Annotated in this window: 19 protein-coding genes; 11 read left to right on the top strand and 8 right to left on the bottom strand. The window is 53.5% G+C overall.

The window, feature by feature from the left end:
- Positions 1–76: 76 nt before the first annotated feature.
- The 7 genes from dnaX to Q8W24_RS15510 are packed head-to-tail and all read left to right on the top strand — an operon-like array spanning position 77 to position 5,497.
- Positions 77–2,194: a DNA polymerase III subunit gamma/tau gene (gene dnaX, locus Q8W24_RS15540; protein ID WP_305475893.1), complete on the top strand. Its 2,118-nt coding sequence runs from the start codon at positions 77–79 to the stop codon at positions 2,192–2,194.
- A gap of 46 nt (positions 2,195–2,240) precedes the next feature.
- A complete protein-coding gene (locus Q8W24_RS15535; RefSeq protein WP_303432036.1) occupies positions 2,241–2,567 on the top strand; it encodes a YbaB/EbfC family nucleoid-associated protein in 327 nt (108 codons plus the stop codon).
- Positions 2,567–3,115, top strand: coding sequence for a toprim domain-containing protein (locus Q8W24_RS15530; RefSeq protein WP_303432037.1), 549 nt, complete (start codon positions 2,567–2,569; stop codon positions 3,113–3,115). The genes Q8W24_RS15535 and Q8W24_RS15530 overlap by 1 nt, the downstream gene beginning before the upstream one ends.
- Before the next feature lie 48 nt (positions 3,116–3,163).
- Positions 3,164–4,309, top strand: coding sequence for a ribonuclease D (rnd, locus tag Q8W24_RS15525; RefSeq protein WP_303432038.1), 1,146 nt, complete (start codon positions 3,164–3,166; stop codon positions 4,307–4,309).
- Between the two features lie 34 nt (positions 4,310–4,343).
- A complete protein-coding gene (locus Q8W24_RS15520; protein WP_303432039.1) occupies positions 4,344–4,628 on the top strand; it encodes a YcgL domain-containing protein in 285 nt (94 codons plus the stop codon).
- Positions 4,625–5,065 (top strand): YcgN family cysteine cluster protein, encoded by a 441-nt coding sequence (locus tag Q8W24_RS15515; protein WP_303432040.1) that lies wholly within the window; start codon positions 4,625–4,627, stop codon positions 5,063–5,065. Before Q8W24_RS15520 ends, Q8W24_RS15515 begins: the two co-directional genes overlap by 4 nt.
- Before the next feature lie 3 nt (positions 5,066–5,068).
- Entirely contained in the window at positions 5,069–5,497 is a 429-nt protein-coding gene (locus Q8W24_RS15510) for a hypothetical protein (RefSeq protein WP_305475891.1), read from the top strand.
- 175 nt (positions 5,498–5,672) lie between these two features.
- On the opposite strand, the gene yeiP is transcribed toward Q8W24_RS15510, so the two are convergent.
- The 5 genes from yeiP to Q8W24_RS15485 form a co-directional block, all read right to left on the bottom strand.
- Positions 5,673–6,245 (bottom strand): elongation factor P-like protein YeiP, encoded by a 573-nt coding sequence (gene yeiP, locus Q8W24_RS15505; protein WP_303432042.1) that lies wholly within the window; start codon positions 6,243–6,245, stop codon positions 5,673–5,675.
- Positions 6,246–6,350: 105 nt separating this feature from the next.
- Positions 6,351–7,709: a TIGR03862 family flavoprotein gene (locus Q8W24_RS15500; protein ID WP_305475889.1), complete on the bottom strand. Its 1,359-nt coding sequence runs from the start codon at positions 7,707–7,709 to the stop codon at positions 6,351–6,353.
- Positions 7,710–7,868: 159 nt separating this feature from the next.
- Positions 7,869–8,687 carry an exodeoxyribonuclease III gene (gene xthA, locus Q8W24_RS15495; RefSeq protein WP_305415599.1) on the bottom strand — a complete coding sequence of 273 codons (819 nt, stop codon included), beginning with the start codon at positions 8,685–8,687 and terminating at the stop codon, positions 7,869–7,871.
- A gap of 148 nt (positions 8,688–8,835) precedes the next feature.
- Positions 8,836–9,687, bottom strand: coding sequence for a DNA replication terminus site-binding protein (locus tag Q8W24_RS15490; RefSeq protein ID WP_303432045.1), 852 nt, complete (start codon positions 9,685–9,687; stop codon positions 8,836–8,838).
- Positions 9,684–10,124: a TerB family tellurite resistance protein gene (locus Q8W24_RS15485; RefSeq protein ID WP_303432046.1), complete on the bottom strand. Its 441-nt coding sequence runs from the start codon at positions 10,122–10,124 to the stop codon at positions 9,684–9,686. Before Q8W24_RS15485 ends, Q8W24_RS15490 begins: the two co-directional genes overlap by 4 nt.
- Positions 10,125–10,838: 714 nt before the next feature.
- On the opposite strand from Q8W24_RS15485, the gene Q8W24_RS15480 reads away from it, so the two are divergent.
- Positions 10,839–13,028 carry a TonB-dependent siderophore receptor gene (locus Q8W24_RS15480; protein ID WP_305415601.1) on the top strand — a complete coding sequence of 730 codons (2,190 nt, stop codon included), beginning with the start codon at positions 10,839–10,841 and terminating at the stop codon, positions 13,026–13,028.
- A gap of 134 nt (positions 13,029–13,162) precedes the next feature.
- Here Q8W24_RS15480 and Q8W24_RS15475 read toward each other — a convergent pair whose 3' ends face one another.
- The gene (locus Q8W24_RS15475; RefSeq protein WP_305452852.1) at positions 13,163–14,758 is read right to left on the bottom strand and encodes an ABC-F family ATPase; all 1,596 of its coding nucleotides are present in this window, start codon (positions 14,756–14,758) and stop codon (positions 13,163–13,165) included.
- 290 nt (positions 14,759–15,048) lie between these two features.
- Between Q8W24_RS15475 and Q8W24_RS15470 the strand changes: the two genes are divergently transcribed.
- Both Q8W24_RS15470 and Q8W24_RS15465 read left to right on the top strand, forming a co-directional pair.
- Positions 15,049–16,473: a DEAD/DEAH box helicase gene (locus Q8W24_RS15470; protein ID WP_305475888.1), complete on the top strand. Its 1,425-nt coding sequence runs from the start codon at positions 15,049–15,051 to the stop codon at positions 16,471–16,473.
- Positions 16,474–16,590: 117 nt separating this feature from the next.
- Entirely contained in the window at positions 16,591–17,421 is an 831-nt protein-coding gene (locus tag Q8W24_RS15465) for a transglutaminase family protein (protein ID WP_368501368.1), read from the top strand.
- A gap of 46 nt (positions 17,422–17,467) precedes the next feature.
- Here Q8W24_RS15465 and Q8W24_RS15460 read toward each other — a convergent pair whose 3' ends face one another.
- Both Q8W24_RS15460 and hmpA read right to left on the bottom strand, forming a co-directional pair.
- Entirely contained in the window at positions 17,468–18,667 is a 1,200-nt protein-coding gene (locus Q8W24_RS15460; RefSeq protein ID WP_305475887.1) for an NnrS family protein, read from the bottom strand.
- 32 nt (positions 18,668–18,699) lie between these two features.
- Positions 18,700–19,890, bottom strand: coding sequence for an NO-inducible flavohemoprotein (gene hmpA, locus Q8W24_RS15455; RefSeq protein ID WP_305475885.1), 1,191 nt, complete (start codon positions 19,888–19,890; stop codon positions 18,700–18,702).
- Positions 19,891–20,073: 183 nt separating this feature from the next.
- Here hmpA and norR point away from each other — a divergent pair, with 183 nt between their 5' ends.
- Positions 20,074–21,627 (top strand): nitric oxide reductase transcriptional regulator NorR, encoded by a 1,554-nt coding sequence (norR, locus tag Q8W24_RS15450; RefSeq protein WP_305475884.1) that lies wholly within the window; start codon positions 20,074–20,076, stop codon positions 21,625–21,627.
- Positions 21,628–22,021: the final 394 nt, after the last annotated feature.

Genomic DNA, 22,021 nt, shown 5'->3' with positions numbered 1-22,021 from the left:
CATCTCCAATAACACTGACATCCTGCCCGCCAATCGTTATCATGCGACTTCCTTGTTTTAGCAGAGTCCGCTTTTCATGAGTTATCAGGTACTTGCACGTAAGTGGCGACCGCGATTTTTTGACGAAATGGTCGGCCAGGAGCACGTACTCAAAGCGCTGATCAACGCCTTGAATGAGCAGCGACTACACCACGCCTATCTGTTTACCGGTACCCGGGGTGTGGGCAAAACCACCATCGCCCGTATTCTGGCCAAATGCCTTAACTGTGAAGAGGGCATCAGCGCCCGACCTTGTGGCGTGTGTTCCTCTTGTCGTGAAATTGCAGAAGGTCGCTTTGTTGACCTGATCGAAGTGGATGCGGCCTCCCGTACCAAGGTTGAGGACACCCGCGAACTGCTCGATAACGTGCAATATGCACCGACCCGTGGACGCTTCAAGGTCTATCTGATCGACGAAGTGCACATGCTGTCGACCCACAGTTTTAACGCGCTGTTAAAAACGCTGGAAGAACCTCCGGCTCACGTCAAATTCCTGCTTGCCACCACCGATCCCCAAAAACTGCCCGTCACCGTGCTGTCCCGTTGCTTGCAGTTCAGCCTGAAAAACATGACGCCAGAAAGCATCGTTGGTTATCTCGAAACCGTGTTGCAGGCAGAAAACATCCGTTATGAACCACCGGCACTCTGGCAATTGGGGCGAGCCGCCCAGGGCAGCATGCGTGATGCTCTCAGTCTGACCGATCAGGCCATTGCCTTTGGTGAAGGCACGGTACTGGAAACCCAGGTGACCAGCATGCTGGGCACCATGGATCGTGGCCGGCTGTTCAAAATGGCGGAAGTCATGGCCAAGGCCAACGCTCGTGATGTATTGGCCGAAGTGGCAGAAATGGCGGAGCACGGCCCGGATTATGATGAAGTCGTGCAAGGCTTGCTGACCATCTGGCACAGGGCGGCACTGGCTCAGGTGGTTCCGGATGCCATCGAAAATTCCCAAGGGGATCGCGATGCCATTCTGGCGCTGGCGCTGGCCATGAACGGCGAAGATTTACAGCTTTATTATCAGGTTGCGCTCAGTGGCCGCAAGGATCTGGCTCTGGCTCCAGACCCGCGTCAGGGATTTGAGATGCTGTTGCTGCGCATGCTGGCGTTTCGTCCGCTGCCGGAGCAGTTACCGGAGGCATTGGCCAATCTGGATCTGGGTTCGGCGCTGTCCAGTCCTTCGGCGCTGGTCAGCCCTGCACAACCAGCCCTGATTGAGGCGCAAAAAAAAAAGCCACTGACGGAGCCGTCTGACCTCGGGCAGTCAGAACCAAAACCAGTACAATCCGAACCCGTACAACCTGAACCAGTACAATCTGAGCCGACACACGCGGCACCTGTTGTTGACGATACGCAAGCTACGCCGTTTGCGGCCGATGAGCCTCTGGCTGAACCAGGCGCTGAGCCGGTGCCCGTAACCGTGGCTCCGCCCGTCGTCAGTCCGGCTGAGCCTGAGCAGGAATCCCCTCCCTGGTCAGAAGAGGAGGCCGCGGAACCGTTGCCGCCCGCCGCACCGCCTGCCGTACCGCCTTCCGCAACCCTGATGCCAGAGCCGGTAAAACCCGCACCAGCCCAGTCTGCACCGACGGAAGCAATATCCGCTGCCAAGCCGCACACGTCGGCTGCCGGGGGTAATCTCAGTCGTTTGATGGATGCGCCTGCTGATCACAGTATGACGTTTGAACCTGCTCCTGCGGCACCAACCGCTACCAAAGCCGCTGTGACCAAAACCGTGCCGCGCGAGATCGCCAATCCGGCCGATTTACCGCCGCTGACCCCCGCTAGCTGGTGGATGTGGCTGGAGCACTTGCCTCTGGCCGGGTTACCCTTGTCGATTGCCCGTAACAGTGCACTGGTCGAAATCCGCGACGGTCATTATTGCTTTGATGTTGATCCGCAGCAGGGGGCACTGTTTAATCCGGGTCAACAACAACGGATCGAACAGGCGCTGCAAACGCTGGTTCCCGATGCCCGTATCGAAATGGTCTTGCGCAGCCCGGCAGGAGAGACGCCAGAGCAACGGCGCCAACGGCTGGCTGCAGAAGCAGGCTTTATTGCCTTGCAGTCCATCGAGACGGATGAACAGGTCCGCCATATACTGACAACCTTTAATGCCACAGTGGTCGACGGCACCATCCGACCACTGGATGACTAATACAACCCTGACGGGCAGGAATGGCCCGTTATTTAAGGAGACCGATATGATGAAAGGTGGCATGGGCAACTTGATGAAACAAGCCCAGAAAATGCAGGAAGACATGCAAAAAATGCAGGCCAAGCTGGCAGAAGCCGAAGTGACCGGTGAATCCGGCGCTGGCCTGGTCAGCGTGATCATGAACGGCCGTCACGACGTCAAGCGCGTCACAATCGACGACTCTCTGATGACAGAAGACAAAGACATGCTGGAAGATTTGCTGGCTGCCGCAGTGAACGACGCAGTCCGTAAAATCGAGACCAACAGCCAGGAGCAGATGTCGAAAATGACGGCTGGTATGGGTTTGCCACCTGGTATGAAAATGCCATTCTGATGGCCACTCGCGGTGCGACCCCGGCACCTCTGCTGGCGCTGGCGCAGTGTCTCGATCAATTGCCGGGTATCGGGCCGAAGGCGGCCGCGCGTATGGCGCGCAAGCTGGTATTGCAGCCAGCGCTGGCTGCCGATCTTGAAGCGGCGCTGGCGACGGTGCAACAACAAGTGGCACTCTGTCCGGTGTGCCGCTGTTATAGTGTGAATAGCGTATGCCGCCAATGTGATGGGGTGGTCGAAGCCGGTACTGATTTATGGGTGCTGGCTCAACCCGAACAGTTGGCCGACATCGATACCGCGGCACAAGGGTTTGTGTTGCATGGCCTGCTGTCACCGGTTGAGGGTATTGGCCCGGAGCAACTGGGGTTGGGATCACTGTATCAGCGTTTGTGTGACCCGCAGCAACAACCGTCACGACTGATCATCTGTCTGGATGAGTCAGTCGAAGGACGTACCACCGGATTCTACGTGCAAACACTGGCCCAGCGGGCCGGTGTGCCCTTTTTGCAGTGGTCGGAGACGGATTCCGACAGCACTGCCACCGATTAGTGTTCAGCCTTGCCGCCCTGCGCCAGCGCTGAACCAAGGAGAGATGTGTTGACTAGCCCTCAAGTGCCTGAACCTGTCTGGCTCACTACCAACCTGCAACTGGCACAAGCCTGTCAGGATTGGATGAATGAAGGCTTCCTGGCACTCGATACCGAATTTATCCGCACCTCGACATTTTACCCTAAAGCCGGGTTGTTGCAGGTAGCCGACAGCCAGCAGTGCTATCTGATTGATCCGCTCAGTGTGACCGAATGGCAGCCACTGGCCGAGGTATTTCAGACTGACACCGTGACCAAGGTTTTTCATGCCTGTGCCGAAGACCTCGAAGTGTGTCGCCAGCTGACCGGAGTCTTACCCAGTCCGCTGGCTGACAGTCAACTGGCTGCTTCAATGGCTGGATTGGGTGGTTCGATGGGGTTTCAGCGGTTGATTTCGGCCTTGCTGGATATTGATATCGATAAAGAAGAAACCCGTTCAAACTGGTTGGCGCGTCCGCTCAGCCCGGACCAGATTCGCTATGCCGTTGCCGATGTCTACTTTTTGCGGCAAATCTATCCGCTGCTGGTGGAAAAGTTGACCAGGCTGGGTCGTATGGGCTGGCTGGAAGAAGACTGTCAGCGCATCATTGATGACCAGAGCCAGCAAGATATTCCGAAAGACTATTATCGACGGGTCAAGCTGGCCTGGAAACTGCGCCCGCAAGAGCAGCATATCTTGCAGGAACTGGTTGGCTGGCGTGAGTTGCAGGCGCGGGAGCGTGACGTACCCCGTAACAAGGTGGTCGATGATAACAGCCTTTGGAATATTGCCCGTTTCAAGCCAAACAATCGCGACCAGCTGGCGCGTGCCGGTTTGCGCCCTGAAATGATCCGCAACGACAGCCAAACACTGCTGGCCATTGTCAGTCAGGCGCTGGAAGATGATGCCGCGCTCTGGCCGGTAGCGCTGGACCGACCACTGACTCCGGAAGCCGGGCAGTGGCTGAAAAACACCAGAGAGGTGGTTGCCAAACGCGCCGCCGAACTGGAAATACCACCGGAAATACTGACCCGGAAAAAAGCGCTGGATGCCCTGATCCGTTCGGGCTGGGGCAATGGCCAGTACGTATTACCCGATGTACTGCAGGGCTGGCGTAAAGCCGAGATTGGTGACACCTTGCTGGATATGATGACCCGGGCGGACAACCGCCACTGAGCCAACCTGGCTCGACCTACTGCAGGAAGAGAACATGAGTAAAGTACTTTGCGATGTCTTTAAAAGCCGTAAAAAAGATGAGACCTATCTATACGTCTCACGCAAGGATGGATTAAAAAAAGTACCAGAGGCTTTGCTGGAACAGTTCGGCAAGCCAGAACTGGCGATGACCATGATCATCACGCCAGACAAAAAACTGGCGCGCTTCTCCGGTGAACGTATCCTGGAACAAATTGACAGCCAGGGGTTTTTTCTGCAAATGCCACCGCCGAAAGAAAGCGCCAAGCTTGACCTGTTTTGCAAATTGGATAACGAATGAGTCAGACGGCTTTCTGGCAGCACAAGCGCCTGGATGAAATGAGCAAGCCAGAGTGGGAATCACTCTGTGATGGTTGCGCGCGCTGTTGCCTGCACAAACTGGAAGATGAAGATAGCGGTGATGTTTATTATACCGATATCCATTGTCGCTATATGGACACCAGCGATTGCCGTTGCAGTGTTTATCAGCAACGGCAAGAAAAAGTACCCACCTGTGTCTGGCTGACGCCAGAACAGGCAAGTCAGTTTTTCTGGCTGCCGGAAACCTGCGCCTATCGCCTGTTAGCGGAAGGTAAACCACTGTTTGACTGGCATCCGCTGATCAGTGGTGATCCAGCTTCAGTGCATACGGCAGGGATTTCTCTGGCAGGGAAGGGGGTATCTGATGATCAGGTGCCAGAAGAGGATTGGGAAGACCACATAATCTGGAAAGCATGACGCATGGATAACCTTTATGACCCGATGACCGGTTGGGCGCTGTACCTTGGTTTTGCCTTATTGGGCTGTTGGTGCTGGCGGATGATGTTCTACTGGATGTCATCCGCCAGTGTCCTGCGCGACCTGTTGGTGGTACTGGGGCCGGTGCTGGTGTTGTCGCCCGCCAAAATCAGCCCGGACTCTGACTATTTTGCGCCGGCGTTTATGGTGGCTGGGTTTTCGGCCTTCAGCAATGAAACCGAGATTACGGACAATGCCCTGATCTGGTGGCTGGTCGGGTTATTGGTCGGCATTCTGTATGTGCTGGTGCGCTGGATTATCCGTTTGCGGCATCCAGCGGCCAAGCCTGCTGCCAAGTCCGGAGTAAAATCCGGGGCTACATCGTCTACTTCGGCTACTTCGAAAAATGCCCGCCGAGAGCCGGTAGTTTAGTTGGTTGAAGACTGGTTGAAGGCTGGTTGAGTGTTTGTCAGGTTGGCATTTGCTGGCCGTCAACGGCAACGGAACGGAATGCAGAAAGGTATGTGACGGCTGTCGTTACCTCATGATCATTACACCATGAGCGGTGGCGACAGCAGTACTGACCGGCTAACCTGGTCCCGCTGTATTATTTACCAGCACGGCCCAGGAAGCGGCGTTCTTCGACGTTGATACGAATGATATCGCCCGTGGAAATATGCTCCGGTACCTGCACCGTCAGGCCGGTTGTCAGGCGCGCAGGCTTGGTACGGGCGGTGGCCGAATTCCCTTTGATGGATGGCTCGGTGTCTTCGATTTCCAACTCAACAATGGCTGGCAGAATCAGTCCTACCGGCTGGCCATCAACCACCATGACCTGTACATCCTGGGTCTGGTCGTTAACGAAAAGGATCTCATCTTCAATGGCCGTCTTGTCCAGATAATAAGGGGTGTAATCCTCGTTATCCATAAAGACCCAGGCGTCACCATCGACGTAGGAAAACATGGCTGGACGACGGGTCAGGTCGGCAAACGACAGCATGTCTGAATCCTTGAAGGTTTCATCTATCTTCTGACCACTCACCACATCGTACATTCGCATACGATACAGGCTACCGCCGGCGCGTCCCTGTGGCACCGAGCGCTCAATATCCTTGATAAAATACACTCGGCCGTTGTATTCGACGGCGGCGTTTTTCTTGATCTCACTCGCTTTTGGCATGACTGCTGAATCCTCTTGATGATGTCCGCATGCTGGGGCGCAGGGGCCCAATCTGAGAGGCGCGACTATACGCTGTTAGCCGCGGAAAAACGAGGCTGCAAACGTTTATGGCTGTTCTGGAAGCAAATGCCGGGGCGGGTTGTTTGGGCTGGCAGAGGTTGCCAGCCAGTCTGCCAAACCGCATCCGGCGCGCTTGCCGGTAGCAAAACAGGCGGTGAGCAGATAGCCTCCGGTGGGAGCTTCCCAGTCGAGCATTTCCCCGGCAACAAAGACGCCTGGCATGGCGTTCAGCATCAGTTGAGGATTGACGGCACTGGCCTGCACCCCTCCTGCGCTGCTAATGGCTTCGTTGATGGGGCGTGGTTGCTGGGGCGTTAATGGCATGGCTTTGAGTGCCCTGGCAACGGCAGGGATGTCGCGGTTATCCAGTTGCGGGCAGCATTCTCGTAATAGCGTGCTGGTGATGGCAGGCAGATTGAGTTTTTTGCGCAGCAGGTTGGCAAAGGACAGGCCTTTTTTACCCTGGCGTAATTTCTGTTCGATGTCTGCTAGTGATGAATGAGGCAGCCAGTCCAGTGTCAGCAGTGGCTGGCCTGTTGTACCTGCTGTATCGGGGTTGGCGCTGGCCTGCTTCAAACGCTCTCGCAAAGGGGCGCTGAGAGCATAAACCAGGCTGCCTTCAATGCCGTATTCACTGACCACAAACTCACCGGTGCGTGACCAGTGCTTGCCTTGGGTATCGGTCAGCGATAGTTGGATATGCTTGATTGGCGTACCGGCAAATCTTTCTTTGAGAAAATCGCTCCAGGCCACATCAAAACCGCAGTTGCTGGGTTGCAAGGGCGCGATATCGACCTGTTGCTGTTGTAACCAGGGTGCCCAGCGGCCATCGGAGCCGAGTCTGGCCCAACTGCCTCCGCCGAGAGCCAGCACCACCGCATCGAACGACCGTTGTATCGTGCCGTCCGGGGTGTCGAAACACCATGCTTGTGATGCGCCCACAGGGAGTTGTGCCTGGCTGTTCTCCCAGCCAGTCCAGCGGTGGCGTGGATGAAATACCACTCCCTGGGCTTTGAGGCGATGGAGCCAGGCACGTAACAAGGGCGCTGCTTTCATATCACACGGGAAAACCCGCCCCGAGGTGCCAATAAAAGTATCGATGCCAAGGCCATGGATCCATTCGCGCAGTTGTGTTGGCGTGAGGTCGTCCAGGATGGGCTGGAGCCAGCGGCTGGCGCTGCCATAACGATTGACAAAGTGGTGGTAGTCTTCCGCGTGGGTAATATTCATGCCACCGATGCCGGCGAGCAAAAACTTGCGCGCCACACTGGGCATGGCATCAAAGACTTCGACCCGGTAGCCACGACTGGCGATTTGTTCTGCTGCCATCAATCCGGCCGGCCCGGCACCTATAATGGCTGCAGTCTGTGGCAAAGGAATATCAGCAGTGGTCGGGGTGGTCACAAATAAGGCTCCGGTAGCAGGCAGGGAACAGGGAATAGTGGATACAAAACGCGGGGATATTGGCGGCGATGATCAAGGGGTTCAGCCATCCCGTGCCGTTATTCGGGCGACGGCGCAGGGTGGCTCGGGGTAGCGCGCAAGAGCGCAAATAGTGAGTGATCAGCTGGATGTTAACTTGAGCCAGATTGGTGCGTGGTCGGAAGGTTTTTCCATACCCCGAATAGCGTAGCTGATACCGACCTCATCACAGCTGGCCAGCAATGGCTCAGTAACCAGAATATGGTCGATTCTCAAGCCGCGTTTGGGGGTATCGGCAAACCCTTTGGAGCGGTAATCAAACCAGCTGAATTGCTCGTTGCTGGTGGGGTGAAAATGACGATAGCTGTCGGTCAGTCCCCAGTTCAACAAGGTTTGATACCATTCGCGCTCTTCTGGCAAAAAGGAACATTTACCGGTTTTTAACCAGCGTTTACGATTGGGTTCACCAATACCGATGTCGGTATCTTCCGGTGAAATATTCATATCACCCATCACCACCACCCGGTCGGCGGGGGTGAAATTGTCGTTCAGATACTGCATCAGGTCGGCGTAGAATTTTTCTTTGGCCGGAAACTTGGTTTCATGGGCACGGCTTTCACCTTGGGGGAAGTAGCCATTCAGTACGTCAATGGTGCTGCCTCCGATGTTATAGCGGGCGTGAATCAGTCGTTTTTGAGCGTCTTCGTCGTCCGATGGCCAGCCTTTTTGCACAAAGACGGGAGCTTGCTTGCTGAGCAGGGCGACACCGTAGTGGCTTTTCTGGCCAAAGTGCTCAACGTGATACCCCAGGCTTTCGATATCTGCCAGAGGAAACATATCGTCGTGTACCTTGATTTCCTGTAAGCCCAGAATATCCGGGTCCAGTTGTTCCCGAATAGCCTCAAGTTGATGTTGACGGGCGCGAATGCCATTGATGTTAAAGCTGACGATAGTGGTCATTGGAGTATCCATAAGCTGTCAAAAACGGTGCCGGTGCAGAGGCCGGCAGTCTAGCAGGTTGTTGGGCATCTATCTGCGTTGTAACGGTAATCTGGCGGGGGAATGGTTAACGCCTGAGTGCAGATACACGTGCAGATAGGTGTACCGGTTAATGATAAAGGTAAGCCCGAATACTGGGTAAAAACGGCTCGTCACTGATGCGCTGATCACCTCGTGCCTGGCGGGTACGGCCGGGAGGTGGCTCGGAGCTGATGCGGTTGTGTTCGGGCAGGGTAGGCTGGGTATCGGGGATAAACAGCGGCAAGGAAACACTCATGGCCTTGCGTATGACCTCATCGCCGTTGTTATACACCAGATTGGCTCGAACCACGGGGGCCAGGGTCTGGATTTGGGCCAACCGTGTGGCGGGAGGTAATTGCCCCAGCCGCTGCAGCTGAATCTGGATATGCGGCTTGTGTTCTCCCAGCTCAAGCAGCAGGGCTTCGGCCTGACTCAGGGTGAGCTTTTTGATACTGCGACCGTTGACGTACCAGCTGAAGCCAACCTTGCGTGGCGCCTGTGCCAGCAGTGGAATATGGCGAAAGCACTGCTTCAGATGAACGCGTGTCATACCGGCAATTGCCAGCTTGTTACGCAAGGATGAGGGGTGCTCACCTAACAGACGATAGCTTTCTTTCCAGCGTGGCAGATCCTGTTTTTCCAGCTGCACTGCAGCGCGGAAATCATCCTTGGCCTGATTGATGTCGGTAATCAATGTCCGACAGCGCGTATCGGCAAGGATCAAACCATGGCGGGAGCGGGTTTCACGGCCATCTTGCTGATCGCGATACCAGAGGTCGGTCAGCAAGTCGGTGGCCAGCGACAAGGGTTTCAGGCCCAGGGCGATTTCGCTGTCTTGCAGGGGCAACCAATGTGCCGGTTGTGTTTGGGTCAGATGTTCCGACAGCTGAGCTAACACCTGTTGGAGATCTTCAAAACGGGAGACGAGTTCAGTAATCACAGTGTTGGTCTGGCCAGCAGTTTGGCGCGAATAAACTCACCATGGGGGATATACAGCAGTTCGGCAATACGCCGAATAATGTGTTCTTCATACTTGTCGAGACCATTGCTGGCGTAGGCAATACGCCAGAGGCCGGTCAGCAAATCAAATTTCTGCTCTACCGAAAAATGTTTGTGGACCACATCGGTAAATTGAAACAGGTCGGAAGCCTGGGCGCTGGCCTGCTCGGCCTGTTGCTGTAGCGCGCGGATATGCTCATCGCTGAGCTGGAACAGTTCTTTGAGTACCCGGCCCAGCTCGTTGCGCTCGCTGGCATCGATGCGGTGATCCGCTTTCATGACTTCCACCAGTAAGGCGGCGGCGGAGAGATCCAGTGTGTGTTTGTCGGTGCCTGATGGGGCATGTTCAGTGAATAGCTGGAGCAGTTTGTTTAGCATCTGAGCCTTCTTGGGGGTATGCGGGGTGCTCTGTATCGGCAGGTCGTGGAACCATGCTCTGCCTCTTGGAGGCGGATCACCCGGTTCAGGTTCCCTCGTCACGAGTATCGTGAGTTATTCCGGTTAATGATGGCTGTTTTTAGCAAGCTCACGGCGGTGTGTCAAAGCGACCGGGAGGGCAAGAGGCTGATAGAGAGGGAATCAGGCGTCAGGTTGTGCATGTATTCATGATTTTCTCTTTATTTCTGCTGGTTATTCTGATGATCGACCTCAGTGGGCAATGAGTGATGTTATTGGAAATGGTCATGGCAATGGTATTAATGATTGTCTTCTTATTAATGTTTGAAATAATCATGATTATTGAACAATTATTTTATATGGCCAGGATTGTATTTATGGCCCTGTTTTGATTAAAAGGGGGGGCGGTTGGAATTGAATATTGATTTTATACCATGAATTCCAAACGAAATATAATGGTGTTGCTCTTGATTTAAATATTTTCAAAAATATATTATATTTTTAAATAAGGGTTGGTGTTTTTATGAACAGCTGATGTCTATTTGTGAATTAGTGTCATTAAAAATCAGCGACCGTTGGTTTTTGTCAGTTATTTTCTTGCAGATGGCTTGTATACAAAATATTTAGTGAGGTATGTCGTTTGGAGTAGTAATTGCCTTACTTTTGCAATTGAAAATGATTATCAGGTGCTTTACCATGCGCATCAATTTAGGTTACATTGGATTGATCATTGTGCATTTAAAAAAATCCTTAATCATGATGAAGGCTTGTGGAGCGCTTGTTTTCTCTCCGACGGTTTTTGCAGAAACGGCATCAGACGGTATTTCTCACGCAGAAGGCCCCAAGGAATGGGATCAAAAGATTGAGGATCAATCCATCATAGAACTATCGCCCATTCAGGTAGAGGGTCGTGCACTGTCTCTCTACAAGGAGGATGAAGCGGTTTTGGGGACTCGAACCCATACACCGATTGATGAAACGCCGCAGTCTATTCAGGTACTTACCCAGGAACTAATTGATGACCAGGCTGCCAATGAAGTAACGGACCTTTTTCGCTCAATGTCCGGCGTATCCTATTTTAATTACGGCATTATCAAAATGCGTGGCTTTGAGCAAGAAAGCCAGGTGCTTTATGATGGTGTCAAAGGTGATCCATTCAGGACTTTTACGATTCCTCAGCTGTTCAATATTGAGGAAGTCCAGGTACTCAAGGGACCTTCTGGTGCTCTTTATGGTGCGGGCGAGGCCGGTGGCGTCATTAATTATGTGACCAAGAAGCCGACCTATGACCAACAAAACACCATCGAATTCGCTACAGGTAATAAAGGCTTTTTAAGTGGCAGTCTCGAATCGTCTGGCGGACTTAATGAAGATGCGTCCCAGCGTTACCGAATAGGGGTGTATTCGAGTAGTGAAGATTCTTATCGTAATAATGTGGAAGAAGATAACGACATCGTTGATCTCGGTTATGCCTGGGATATTAATGAGGATGCTACATTAACACTGCAATATACTCATTTTTACCAATTGGGCGAGCGTGTGCGGGGGGTGCCTATTGATGAAGATGGCAACTTCTTGACAGATACTTCCTGGAACAGTAATGAACCTTCTGACAATCAGGAATTCAAATCAGATATTTTTCAAGCCCATCTGCAATACTCAATTAATGACTGGTTAGACAGCAATCTGACCTTACGTTATTACGAAACAAACGAAACCATGAAATTCCATCAGGCAAGAGCTCTGGTGGATAGCGATAGTGACGGGGCATACGATGGCGTGACCCGCCGCTATCAGGATCAGGTTCGAGATTATAACGGCGTTGATCTGGCGTATTATCTTGTTGCCTATCTGGGCGACCATACGTTGGTGACTGGTACAGACTACCATTTTGCTCGTGAAGAGGAGCTGTTTTATTACTCCGGTAATAGTGATGACACTGATGCGACACCATCGACATTAAGTTTTACCAATCCTGACTATGACGATGATATCAGCGCTTATGAAATGAGTCTGAATCGAGATAGAACGACGGATCTGAAACAGGTTGGGGTTTATGTGCAAGACCAATGGCGTGTCACAAACAAGCTGAATTTGGTCGCCGGTGCTCGCTTGGACCATATAAAAGAAGATGTCACAGACAATGACGATGGCAGTGATGATGCCTCTTACGACGATGTTGGCTATTCAACCCGGATTGGTGCTACTTACGAATTAAGCAAGCAATTCAAACCGTACGCGTCATTTTCTACCGGTTTGACACCTCAGGCTGCGGCGGATCAACTGACTTCTGCCGATGGCAGTTTGTTTGACCCGGAAGAAAACCAGCAGGTAGAAGTGGGGGCTCGTACGTATTTGCTTGATAATCGATCGAATCTGAATGTGGCGCTTTTTCATATTGTGAAAAACAATGTACTGACAGAAGACCCGGATGACGATGATTACAGCATTGCTATTGGTGAAATTCGCAGTCAGGGTTTTGAAGCAGACTTGCTTGCGGATCTAACTTCCCGCTGGGTTGCCAATGTCAGTTATACCTATACGGATTTGGAAGTGACGGATACCGACGCCGACGCCCGGAACCTTTCCAATACACCTTCTCACCAGCTGGGTGGCTGGACTCGTTATGAATTCCCCGATATCGGTTCTTCGATTGCCTTTGGTATGGACTATGTCAGCCAGCAAACAGACCGGGACGACAATACGATCAAGCCTCACACGATATACGATATGTCCTGGCAAACACGGTGGCAGGATTGGAAATTCCAGGCGAATATTAAAAACTTGCTGGATGAGGAGTATGCCATTGCCGGGTTTAATACGGTGTCTGGAGCGATTATTGGAGAGCGCCGTCGTATTTACCTGAAAGCATCCTACGATTTTTGAACTGACCTGGCGGTGTTATGGATTCCGGGGCAAGCCCGGAATGACGGGCGGGATTCTGAATCCAGTTCAGAACGATGGAGTGCCAACAAAGACAACAGCCGTCAGGTATTTACCTGACAGCTGTTCAGTGGCAGCTATTGCATACCCTGGGACTTGAGGTATTCATCGTAGTTGCCGTGGAAGTCGACAATCTTGTTGTCACGGACTTCCAGAATCCGGGTCGCCAGCGATGAAACAAACTCACGGTCGTGGGAAACGAAGATCAGGGTGCCTTCAAACATTTCCAGTGCCATGTTCAGCGCTTCGATGGATTCCATATCCATGTGGTTGGTGGGTTCGTCCATTACCAGCACGTTGTGGTTATGCAGCATCAGCTTGCCAAGCAGCAGGCGGCCTTTTTCACCACCGGAACAGACTTTGACAGACTTTTTGATGTCATCCTGGTTAAACAGCAAGCGGCCCAGAGTGCCGCGAACGGCCTGGTCGTCGTGTTCGGCGGACTTCCAGTGTTCCATCCAGTCGAACAGGTTTTCGTTGCCTTCAAACTCGTATTCGTGATCCTGGGCGTAGTAACCGACGTTGGCATTTTCTGACCAGCGTACTTCACCTTGTGTTGGGGTGATGTCGTTGACCAGGCACTTGAGGAAGGTGGTTTTACCGACGCCGTTGGCACCAATCACCGCGATTTTTTCACCCGCTTCAATCATGAAGTCGGTCTTGCTGAACAGTGGCTGTTCGCCGTCATAGGCATGGCCGAGGTTCTCGATTTCCAGCGCCAGACGGTGCAGTTTCTTTTCCTGGGTGAAGCGGATAAACGGGCTTTGACGACTGGATGGCTTGATGTCGTCGAGCTTGATCTTGTCGATCTGCTTGGCACGAGAGGTCGCTTGCTTGGCCTTGGAGGCGTTGGCAGAAAAACGCGATACAAACTGCTGCAGTTCGGCGATCTGGGCTTTTTTCTTGGCGTTTTCAGATTGCATACGCTCACGGGCAGCGGTGGATGCGATCATGAAGTCGTCGTAGGTGCCTGGGTAAATCTGGATGCGACCGTAGTCGATATCGGCCATGTGGGTACAAACGGAATTCAGGAAGTGACGATCGTGCGAGATGATGATCATCGTGCACTTCATGTCGTTCAGAATACCTTCGAGCCAACGAATGGTGTGGATGTCGAGGTTGTTGGTCGGTTCGTCGAGCAGCAGGATGTCGGGGTTGGAGAACAGCGCCTGTGCCAGCAAGACTCGCAGTTTGAGACCGGGAGCTACTTCGCTCATGGGGCCTGCGTGCAGGCTGGTATCGATACCGGCACCCAGCAGCAGTTCACCGGCTCGGGCTTCGGCCATGTAGCCGTCCAGTTCCGCGAATTCGCCTTCCAGCTCGGCGGCGCGCATATAGTCGTCTTCAGTGGCTTCAAGGTTGGCGTAAATGCTGTCACGCTCGTCCTTGATAGCCCACATTTCCTTGTTGCCCATCATCACGGTGTCGAGCACGGTGAATTCTTCGTAGGCGAACTGATCCTGGTTCAGTTTGCCCAGACGCTCGTTGGGCGTGACGGAGACGTTACCTGCACTGGGTTCCAGTGAACCGTCGAGAATCTTCATAAAGGTCGACTTGCCGCAACCGTTAGCGCCGATCAGGCCGTAGCGGTTGCCGTCACCAAATTTGACGGAAATATTTTCAAACAGCGGTTTTGCACCGAACTGCATGGTGATGTTGGCGGTGGAAATCACGTTGATGTCCTGAAAGAAAGGAGGGTTTTGGTAAAGGGCGGTACTATACCGGTTTTTAGGGCGTTTTTGATCCTGTTGGTGATGACGAAATGGCGAAATTCCCCTGGCCGGGGCAGGTTCTTCCGTTGTGGGTTTTACAGAGCCGTCATAATGCAGGCGTCACGCGGATAGGCATGGGTTTAGCAAGCGCCAGCAGACGTTAAAAAACCTGCACGACAGGATAGTGCGGCCTTTATACTGTGCGTTTTCTTTGGATGATTAACGGCACCGGGTGCTGGGAGTTGTATTTGATGATGGATTCTTCCCGACCGGGCCAGACTGCCGGATCGTTGGTAGCGGATTTTGCTTCGTTGGGGCTGGATAACGCGCTGTGTGACATATTACAGCAACGGGGCTATTCGCAGCCAACGGCGGTGCAGCAACAGGCGATTCCGGCAGCACTGGCGGGGCGGGACTTGACCGTGGCGGCTTCAACCGGCAGCGGTAAAACCGCGGCGTTTGTATTGCCCTTGTTGCAACAGTTGATGGTGGCATCTCGACAAGGTGTAACGGTAGGCAGCAATCGGGTGCGGGTGTTGATTGTGGTGCCGACCCGTGAGCTGGCCGAACAGGTGGCAACCAGTGTATTGCATTACCGTGAAGGGTTGCCGTTACGTTCTTACGCAGTGTATGGCGGCGTCAGTATCAACCCGCAAATGATGGCGTTACGCAAAGGGATGGATATCCTGATTGCTACGCCGGGGCGGTTGCTGGATTTGTACCGCCAGAATGCCGTAGTGTTTGATCAGCTATCCGCGCTGGTGTTGGATGAAGCCGACCGGATGCTTGATCTGGGCTTTGCTGATGAATTGGACGACTTGTTGTGCGCCTTGCCGCGCAAGCGTCAGACGTTGTTGTTTTCGGCGACGTTTTCTGACCGTATCCGTACCATGATTGGTCATGTGGCCCGGGATCCTCTGTCGATCGACGCCGGGGCGAGTAATCAGGCGGCGGCGACGGTGCAGCACTGGTTGATCCCGGTCGACAAAAAACGCAAAACCGAGTTGTTGTTAGGGTTGTTGCAGGGGAGTGGTGAAGGAGAGGAGCAGGGACTGTACCAGGGACAATGCCAGGGACAGTGCCAGGTGGACTGGTCGTCGGTACTGGTCTTTGCCAAAACCCGGCAAGGGGTCGATGAACTGGCGCAGGCATTAAACAAGCATTCGATTGCAGCGGATGCCATTCATGGCGATAAAACCCAGGCCGGTCGGCAAGCGGCCTTACAGCGCTTTCGTGACGGTGCGGTGCGGGTCTTGGTGGCGACGGATGTCGCTGCCCGGGGGCTGGATATTCCGCAGTTGCCCGGAGTGATCAATGTCGATCTGCCGATCAATGCCGAAGACTATGTGCATCGTGTTGGTCGTACCGGCCGGGCGGGCAGTCTGGGGCAGGCGATTTCGCTGGTAAGCGCCGACGAAGTTCAGGCACTGGCAGCCATTGAACACCTGACCGGACAGTTGATCGAACGGCGGTTGTTGCCGGGGTTTGAGCCGTCTCATAACGTGCCGGAAACCCGGCTGGGCGGACTGGTTGTGAAAAAACCGAAAAAGCCCAAGCAGAAAAAAATTCCTGGCTCTGGCCAGGCAGCGCAAGGCCGGGTTTTTGATGTGTCAGAGGGGAGTGGCCGCAGTAAAAGTGGTGGACAAGATCGCCGTCGTGGGCGCGGTAAACGCTAGCCCATAGCCAGATGGATTGCTGGTGGTTGACTGTTGAGTCGGCTCCAGGGGTAAAGGTCTTTTGGGATCAGGCACGACCAGCCAGCCAACATTACAAGCATTACAGGGGATTTGATTATGCATTGTGTAAGAATTGCGTCCGAACTTGTTTACACGGTGAGTTCACCGTCGAGCTTTGTGTTTAATATCGCGGCGGCGATTACCGATCATCAAAAAACCGTGGAGGAAAATCTTTATATTTCTCCGACCATGAACAGTGAATGGTTTCAGCTGAATAACTTTGGCTCTCGAGGTATACGCATCGAGGCTGAGCCATGTGAATTAACCATCAACTACAATGCCACCGTTGAGTTGTCTCCTGATATCGAACAGAACCGCTATCTGAACGAAGTGGAGCACAACAAGCTGCCTACCTCGGTACTGTCGTTCCTGAGCCCCAGCCGATATTGTGAATCAGACCGGCTCGGGCGTTTGGCCTGGAAAGAATTTGGCCAGTTACAGCCCGGGTATTTGCGGGTAGATGCGATTTGTAACTGGGTTAACGACCATCTGGATTACGTGGCCGACAGCACCGATGGTTCTTCCAGTGCCTGTGATGTGCTGATCCAGCGTGCGGGGGTATGCCGGGACTTTGCCCATGTCAGTATCGCCTTGTGCCGTGCCCTGGGGATTCCGGCCCGTTATGTATCGGGTTATGCGGTTGGACTGGAGCCACCGGATTTTCATGGTTTTTTTGAAGCGTACCTGGAAGACCGCTGGTTTCTGTTTGATGCCACCCGGATGGCACCCGTCAGTGGTCTGGTGAGAATCGGTATTGGTCGTGATGCGGCGGATGCGTCCTTTGCCAATATCGTTGGTCTGGCGACGATGCAGTCGATCAAGGTTGAAGCCTCTGCGGTGGACTGGGAACTCACCTATAGAAATGGTGGGCCGGTATCCACGGCCTGAAAAGAGCGAACCCGATTGCGGCATGCAGGGTAGCGGGGCAAGCCTGTTAACCCGGTGTGCCATCGGGGCGTGCGCGTGACAATATAGGGAAAAAGACAATAACAAACAGGCTGAACGCCGCCATCCAGAGCAGCCCCGCAAGAATAAGTAACCAGAGTGCCTGGCCGGGTAATAGCGCAGGCAGAATACGTACAAAAGTGGCGGCAACCATCAACAGAAAAGCGCTGGTTATGACCGGCGTAGCCTGAATCTTCCGGCCGGTGTGGCCAAGCGATACCCGTGTCACCATTGCCAGTATCATCAGGCTGATGCCTCCAAGCGTAATCACATGGTAGCTGATGGATGCGGTGAGAATCCCGGTGGTCTGGTGCAGGCCGATCAAAATCAGGCCAATGGACATCAACCAATAGCTGAGATGCAGCGACCACAGCATCGGTGTTTGTAATGCGACCATAAAACGCCAGCGGGAGGCACGCCAGATGTTTAATGCTCCGGCTGCCATAAGAATAATGCCGGTCATCGCTTCGGTTGCTGGCAGTAACGCCATACCAGCCGGAATACAGAGTGCCGTTGTCAGGATCGTTGCTTTTTCTAGCCACGGCAAGGGTGTCACCCGTGGTGTCTGCGTGCCATTGGCCGTGAACATGGGGAAGACTCTCCCACCAATCACACACATCAGCAGGACAACCAGCAGAATCATGCCATGGGCAGCCACGTGCTGGTTGATGATAGCGCTACCGGATGGGTCGGCGTGCATCATGGCGTTCAGCCCGCTCATCAGCAGCAAAATGGGGGCAAAGATCAGGTTGCGCCACATGTTCACCCGTATAACTGGCCGGGCCAGTACCACTGCGGCAAGGGGGAGAAAAAGAAAATCAATCAAACCAATGAGGTTGGCTGGCAAGAAGGTTGGCAACAGCATCGCCACTCTGCCAACGAACCAGACACCAACCAACAAACCCAGTGGTGGGCCGCTTAGCCCTGGTTGATTGGTCCAGCTTTTGACTGCGGTCAACAAAAAGCCGACCACAATGGCGGCAACAAACCCAAACAGCATTTCATGCATGTGCCAGAAATACAGACCGCCAGCAGGAGCAATTAATTGTGCCCCGCTGAGGCTGGCCACCCAGAGGCCAACACAGATAACGCCAAATATGGCCCCCAGTCCAAAAAAAGGACGAAATGCCAGAGCAAACCATGCCCATTCCGGCTGCTGTGATGATGAGGTTAGCGCTGGTCTGGTCATGGTACTGGTTGCTCCTGCATCCGTGTCAGGCGTCAGACTGCCGCTATGGCAAGTTCCTCTGCCGGGCCAAAGAATTCATGATGACGTTGGTCTTCAGGTATCGCCAACGCATCACAGAGTTGGTTAATGCATACCATAAAAGGTTTGGGGCCAAGGAAGTAGATCTGGGCGTCTCGGCTTTCAGGCAGCACAGGTGCCAGCATATCCTGATTCAGGAAGCCGGTGGCATCTGGTGTATCTCCTGGCAGTGGTTTTTCGTAAATAATGAAGCTTTTCAGGTTGGCATACTGGCTGGCCAATGCCTCGACGTGCTCTTTAAAGGCGTGGTGTTGGCTGTCGATTGCCGCGTGAACAAACACAATCGGGCGACCGTCCGACACGCAGCTGTTGAGCATGCTGATTGCGGGTGTTATCCCGACCCCTCCTGTTATCAATACCAGTGGCTGTTCGGATTTTGGTGGTAAGACAAAATTACCGGCTGGTGCTGTCAGCATGACTTCGTCACCCGGTCTGGCTCTGTTATGCAGGTATCCGGATACCGTGCCATTGGCTTCTTTTTTTACTGAAATCCGCAGGCCACGTTTACCAGGAGCATCGGAGAGGCTGTAGTTGCGGCGCAGCGATTGGCCATCAATATCGAGTATCAGTGCTATGTACTGGCCAGGAGTGAAATCGATATTTTCTTCACCCTCTGTCGGGACCAGGTAAAACGATGAAATAACCGCGCTTTCTTTTTCGATACGCTCAATCACAAAACGGCGCTCTCCGCGCCAGCCACCCCGACGCTGGGCATGGTCGGAATAAAGCCCTTCTTCTACCTGAATCAGCAAGTCGGCCAGTTGCTGATAGGCCGCTCCCCAGGCATCGGCAATATCCGGTGTTACCGCGTCGCCCAGTACTTCACCAATAGCCTCCATCAGGCACTCCCCAACGATCGGGTAATGTTCCGGAAGAATATTCAAGGCGCAGTGTTTATGAGCGATCAGTCCAACAGCGCTGCCAAGGGCATCCAGATTGTCGATATGGGTGGCATAAGCTACCAGGGCGTTGGCGAGTGCCTGACGCTGGGTGCCTTTTTGCTGGTGTGTCTGGTTAAACAGATCTGCCACCGCAGGGTAACGGCGGAACATCAGAGGATAAAAGCATTCGGTAATCTCTCGGGAATGAGCACCGACAACCGGGGCGGTTGCTTTGATGATGTCGATTTGGCTGGGGGATAGCATCGGATGTTGTCCTCTTGGCGCACCGGCAGGTGGGCGCTGTCTGTAAAAGTTAATGTTCCCCCGGTTCTTTCCAATATCCATGCCATTTATAACTTATTGATATGTAAGGAGTAATTTTTATTGGGTCTTTTTTACATCAAGCGGGTGTGGTTGAAATGACCTCATCGAGGTAATATTGACAACATGCCATTTAAACATTACATCTCAGTCATCGAAGACCTTAGCCGTGAGTTGCCAGTTGATGTTCGGTACCGTCGTTTATTGGAAGCTATCCGGCACACCATTCCCTGTGACGCCATCGCACTCTTGCGGCTCTCGGGCGAAGTGTTGCGGCCCATTGCCTTTCTGGGGCTGCGCGAAGAAACCCGGGGAAGACATTTTCATCCGGATCATCACCCCAGACTGAAACAAATCCTTGAGCACCAACGGCTGATCCGGTTTCCTGCGGATTCGCTGCTACCAGACCCATATGACGGCCTGATGCGCTTGCCCGGCATTGACCCTCGTGTGCACGACTGCATGGGAATGTCGATTCAGGTTGATGGGCGCAACTGGGGCGTCATTACCCTGGATGCTTCTCGCCCGGGACAGTTTGATGAAACGATTCCTCATGCCGAGGAGCTGGCAATTACCCTGACCCGTGCGGTGATTACCGCAGCAGAACGCATTGCAACACTGCGACAGCAGATCAACCGTGGGCAACAGGTAACCGAAGCACTTAATCGGGAACGTCTTTCAACCGGCGTTGTGGGTACCAGTGCCGAAATCATGCGGCTGATCAGTGACGTGGATGTTGTGGCACCTACTTCCATGACGGTATTGATTGAAGGCGAGACCGGGGTTGGCAAAGAGTTGATTGCCCACCGCTTGCATATGCAATCGGCGCGAGCGGACAAACCTCTGATTTACCTGAATTGTGCCGCCTTGCCAGAGACCTTGGCGGAGGCCGAGCTGTTCGGCCACACCCGCGGCGCATTCACCGGGGCCAGTCAGGCTCGGGCCGGTCGCTTTGAATTGGCGGATGGCGGGACACTGTTTCTTGATGAAATCGGTGAATTGCCCATGACCTTGCAAGCGACGCTGCTCCGGGTGCTGCAAGAAGGTGAAATCCAGCGGGTCGGCAGTGATGAGACACACAAGGTCGATGTGCGGATGGTTGCTGCGACCAACCGTAACCTGAAGCACGAAGTGGCTGCCGGCCGTTTTCGGGAAGACCTGTATCACCGCTTAAGTGTTTTTCCTCTTAGGGTGCCCGCTCTGCGAGAGCGTCACCGGGATGTGCTGGAATTGGCAGAGTTCTTCCTGGAGCGTCTGCAACACCGCCTGAATGTTCAAAAGCTGCTGTTGACAGCGGATGCACGCGAGACCTTGTTACGTTATCAGTGGCCGGGCAATGTCCGGGAGTTGGAACACGTTCTGGGGCGTGCTGCGCTTCGGGCACAACAACAATCCCGGGCACAAGCACCTGGTCGAGCACTGGTGTATATCGATAGCCGGGCCTTGGCGCTGGGAGATATCGAGGTTCAACCACCAGGCCCAGAGGAAGATAACCCTGATCATGGGGCAGAGGCATTATCCGGCTCCTTGACTGAGCTGACCCGACAATACCAAACCCGGCTGATTGGTCGGGTACTGACAGAGCAGGGCGGTAACGTATCGGCGGCTGCCCGTGTACTTCAGGTCGACCGGAGTAATTTGCTCCGGCTGGTAAAACGGCTTGGCATCCATGTTGGATAAGGCTGCTGAGTTGGTGTTGTTTCGATAGGGTTCTACTCCGTTATACCGCAGCCGATCACTACAGGTGCTGGGTCAGCTTCCCGTTACAAAATAAACGGATCACCCGGCTACATCGACTGGATGACGCATCGAGTCGACAGCCAGTCCCCTCGGCAAACCAATTCACAGTGATCAGTGGGTGTCTGTTGTAGGGCCTATTGAAAGTTTGCCCAAATCAATGCGCGCTTTTTCAGAAGCATTGCGCGCTTTTCCGGACGTTGTTATCGTTAAGGCATTGATACACGGAAAGTTGTTGCGCAGGTTTACAGATTAATGCATGTTCTGGTTGAATATCCCGGACACCTCAAGAAGAGATAAACTCTTCACCAACAGAGGTGCCAACCATGAGCCAGAA

This window comes from Oceanobacter sp. 4_MG-2023 (genome assembly GCF_030689165.1).
Lineage (GTDB): Bacteria > Pseudomonadota > Gammaproteobacteria > Pseudomonadales > Oceanobacteraceae > Oceanobacter.
Note: the sequence above shows the minus strand (reverse complement) of the source record. Positions and strands in the feature narration are given on the sequence as shown.

What these genes read in the sequence shown, in the direction of transcription:
- Q8W24_RS15480 (WP_305415601.1), top strand. Translation starts at nt 10,839, where the DNA reads ATGCGCATCAATTTAGGTTACATTGGATTGATCATTGTGCATTTAAAA.
- Q8W24_RS15535 (WP_303432036.1), top strand. Translation starts at nt 2,241, where the DNA reads ATGATGAAAGGTGGCATGGGCAACTTGATGAAACAAGCCCAGAAAATG.
- Q8W24_RS15510 (WP_305475891.1), top strand. Translation starts at nt 5,069, where the DNA reads ATGGATAACCTTTATGACCCGATGACCGGTTGGGCGCTGTACCTTGGT.
- Q8W24_RS15515 (WP_303432040.1), top strand. Translation starts at nt 4,625, where the DNA reads ATGAGTCAGACGGCTTTCTGGCAGCACAAGCGCCTGGATGAAATGAGC.
- Q8W24_RS15470 (WP_305475888.1), top strand. Translation starts at nt 15,049, where the DNA reads ATGATGGATTCTTCCCGACCGGGCCAGACTGCCGGATCGTTGGTAGCG.
- Q8W24_RS15485 (WP_303432046.1), bottom strand. Translation starts at nt 10,124, where the DNA reads ATGCTAAACAAACTGCTCCAGCTATTCACTGAACATGCCCCATCAGGC.
- Q8W24_RS15520 (WP_303432039.1), top strand. Translation starts at nt 4,344, where the DNA reads ATGAGTAAAGTACTTTGCGATGTCTTTAAAAGCCGTAAAAAAGATGAG.
- Q8W24_RS15460 (WP_305475887.1), bottom strand. Translation starts at nt 18,667, where the DNA reads ATGACCAGACCAGCGCTAACCTCATCATCACAGCAGCCGGAATGGGCA.
- Q8W24_RS15465 (WP_368501368.1), top strand. Translation starts at nt 16,591, where the DNA reads ATGCATTGTGTAAGAATTGCGTCCGAACTTGTTTACACGGTGAGTTCA.
- norR (WP_305475884.1), top strand. Translation starts at nt 20,074, where the DNA reads ATGCCATTTAAACATTACATCTCAGTCATCGAAGACCTTAGCCGTGAG.
- xthA (WP_305415599.1), bottom strand. Translation starts at nt 8,687, where the DNA reads ATGACCACTATCGTCAGCTTTAACATCAATGGCATTCGCGCCCGTCAA.
- Q8W24_RS15530 (WP_303432037.1), top strand. Translation starts at nt 2,567, where the DNA reads ATGGCCACTCGCGGTGCGACCCCGGCACCTCTGCTGGCGCTGGCGCAG.
- hmpA (WP_305475885.1), bottom strand. Translation starts at nt 19,890, where the DNA reads ATGCTATCCCCCAGCCAAATCGACATCATCAAAGCAACCGCCCCGGTT.
- dnaX (WP_305475893.1), top strand. Translation starts at nt 77, where the DNA reads ATGAGTTATCAGGTACTTGCACGTAAGTGGCGACCGCGATTTTTTGAC.
- yeiP (WP_303432042.1), bottom strand. Translation starts at nt 6,245, where the DNA reads ATGCCAAAAGCGAGTGAGATCAAGAAAAACGCCGCCGTCGAATACAAC.